This window comes from Burkholderia sp. COPS (assembly GCF_019425585.1).
In the GTDB taxonomy this organism is placed as follows: Bacteria; Pseudomonadota; Gammaproteobacteria; order Burkholderiales; family Burkholderiaceae; genus Burkholderia; species Burkholderia cepacia.
Genome location: NZ_WIXR01000092.1, coordinates 1 through 2,107, shown reverse-complemented (window position 1 = coordinate 2,107; position 2,107 = coordinate 1). Strand labels below are relative to the sequence as shown.

2 protein-coding genes and 1 pseudogene (1 of these 3 cut by a window edge) are annotated in these 2,107 nt (G+C 59.7%); 1 reads left to right on the top strand and 2 read right to left on the bottom strand.

Annotation, left to right across the window (positions count from 1 at the left end; all coding sequences use genetic code 11):
* Positions 1–430: the 5' portion of a tyrosinase family protein gene (locus FOZ70_RS38455; RefSeq protein ID WP_346656433.1), read on the bottom strand. 320 nt of this gene lie to the left of the window's left edge; only the first 430 of its 750 coding nucleotides appear in the window; the start codon lies at positions 428–430; its stop codon lies beyond the left edge, outside the window.
* 127 nt (positions 431–557) lie between these two features.
* Positions 558–1,118 (bottom strand): annotated as a pseudogene (locus tag FOZ70_RS38450) (tyrosinase family protein); the annotation flags it as partial.
* Here FOZ70_RS38450 and FOZ70_RS38445 point away from each other — a divergent pair.
* A complete protein-coding gene (locus FOZ70_RS38445; protein ID WP_258025853.1) occupies positions 1,117–1,533 on the top strand; it encodes a hypothetical protein in 417 nt (138 codons plus the stop codon). The pseudogene FOZ70_RS38450 and the gene FOZ70_RS38445 sit on opposite strands and share 2 nt — an antisense overlap.
* Positions 1,534–2,107 lie beyond the last annotated feature (574 nt).

Below are 2,107 nucleotides of genomic sequence, written 5' to 3'. Positions count from 1 at the left end.
TGCTGCTGTTGCCGGCCGGCACGGTCGTCGCCGCCAGCGAGAGCTTCGGCAGGTCTTCCAGCGAACCGGGGCCGTACGTGTAGCCGAGCTGCTCCTCGATGTTGATGCAGTCGAGCGACGTATAGGCGCGCTCCTTGCCGTTCTCGCTCTTCTTGAACGGATCGAGCGGCGACGAGAGCGTGAGCCACGAGTTGGGCACCGTGCCCGGCGTCGGCCCCTGCGCGTCGACCGAGTTGGTGCCTGGATACTCGGCGATGACGTCGAGGTGCTGCGTGAAGCCGTGCCGCTTCTGCCACAGCCAGAACACGCGATCGATGAAGCAGTGATGGAAATAGAAGATCGGGTCGAGGCCCGCCGTGTCGTTTTCGCCCATGTCGCCGTTGGCGCCCGGAATCGGCGAGAAGTCGCCCTTGTTCGGGCCGTGCGGCACGTCGAACCCGCCGACCGCCAGGTGAATCTTGTTGNNGCGGGACGACGGGAATCGCGCCTTCCGGCAGATTCTCGTTCCACTGGGCCGCGGACGTCGTGTTGGAAAACACCGTGTAGTTCGGCGCGTCCAGGCACTGCTCGAACTTGCGCTTCACGTTGGTCGGCACCACGTTGCCCTTCACGACGATGTAGGACGTGAGCCAGTCCACGATGTTCCGGTTCAGCAACACCACGTTCTCCTTGGCATCCTTGAACCTGGCGTTGTGCTTCTCGGTCGCGGCCCGGTCCTTGTCGGTACCCACGAGCCCCGACAGCGGGTAGCGAACCGTGACGTACGGCAGCGGCTTGCTGTAGTTCGGATCGTCGCCGTTGATGTTGTCGGTGATCGCCCGGTTGAACGTGAAGGAGGCCAGCGGATTCGGAATCTTTTCGCCGTCGAGCTCGAAATCCGGGTCGGTCAGTGCCCACGGGATGCCTTTCGTCAGCGACTCTTCGCTGGTTTCGTCCCAGAACGGCAGCATCACCTGCTCGCAACCGGGGATGCTCTGCAGCGCCTGTTCCAGCCGCAGCAGGTACGCACGGTGCCAGGTGGGGAACAGCACGTTTCCGTGGTTGCAATAACCGCCCCAGTAAGACGCCGAGCCCCAGCCGGCGCCGCGGAACGGCTCGCCGTGGAAGCCGCCGATCATGAAGAACGAGTTCGGATCGTCGGGCGGCAATGCCTTGATGCCTTTCCACGCGCGCATCAGGTCTTCCAGCGGCTTTTTGTTGCCTTTCCGATATTCGACTTGCAACGATTCGATCGACGGACGAACTCTGACTCCAGATGCGTTATTCATGATATATCCAGCCTCCTTCGTGGGTGGCATTAGGGTTTGGCCGCCAGGTTTTGAACGTAAGCAGGTAGTTAATAAAACATTTAAACTCGCGCTCAATCGAATTCGTTTTATTCAAATAGCATGTGGCATTTTGAAAGCATTAATCGGCGGGCCATGGGCGGGCCCGCGTGGTCACCTGATCGCCTCCATGGGCGCGGACACGCGCAACAGGCGTAGCACGCCCTCGGGAAAGGGGCTGCGCCTTCAGATCGTAGGGATGCTGTAGTGAATCGATGTCACTTCGTCAGGCACCAATACCCGACAAAGTGACCGTGATACCCCGTTAGCGTTTTATCCTGATTTGGTATGAGTAAATAAAGCAGATGGAATTGGTTTTAGCAAGGACAAGGTGTCATGGATTCTCAAAAAAATCCGGAGGCGAAAGTGATGATTGGTCCTTTTAATTTTCCGAAATAATCGCACCAATTTACGACGCGATAGTAATAAACAGGCTCGGGATAATCACAGGTGCGTGACGATGTTGACGAATACCATCGATCGACGGGCACCTTACGGTTGTCAGTTGCCACGCATGCGACTGAAAGCTCGCGGAGAACGGGCAAGGTTGCATCACGGCATCTGGATGACCCCATCCCGAGCCGGTAGCGTCACGGCCATTCGACGCGCCCCCTGCCCCGTGCGGCCCTGCCCCCGACAATTCTTGACTGTGTCCACGCCGCCGAACTGGTAGGATGCCGGTCGCGTCGGCATGGATGGCAGCCAAAGGGCGTTCAACCGTCCCTTTTTATGCCCGCCAGCGGCCAACCCCGCCGTCCCGCCCGGGCGACACGGTGCCCGGC

Coding starts and splice junctions, on each gene's coding strand:
- FOZ70_RS38445 (WP_258025853.1), top strand. CDS start 1,117: ATGAAGAACGAGTTCGGATCGTCGGGCGGCAATGCCTTGATGCCTTTC.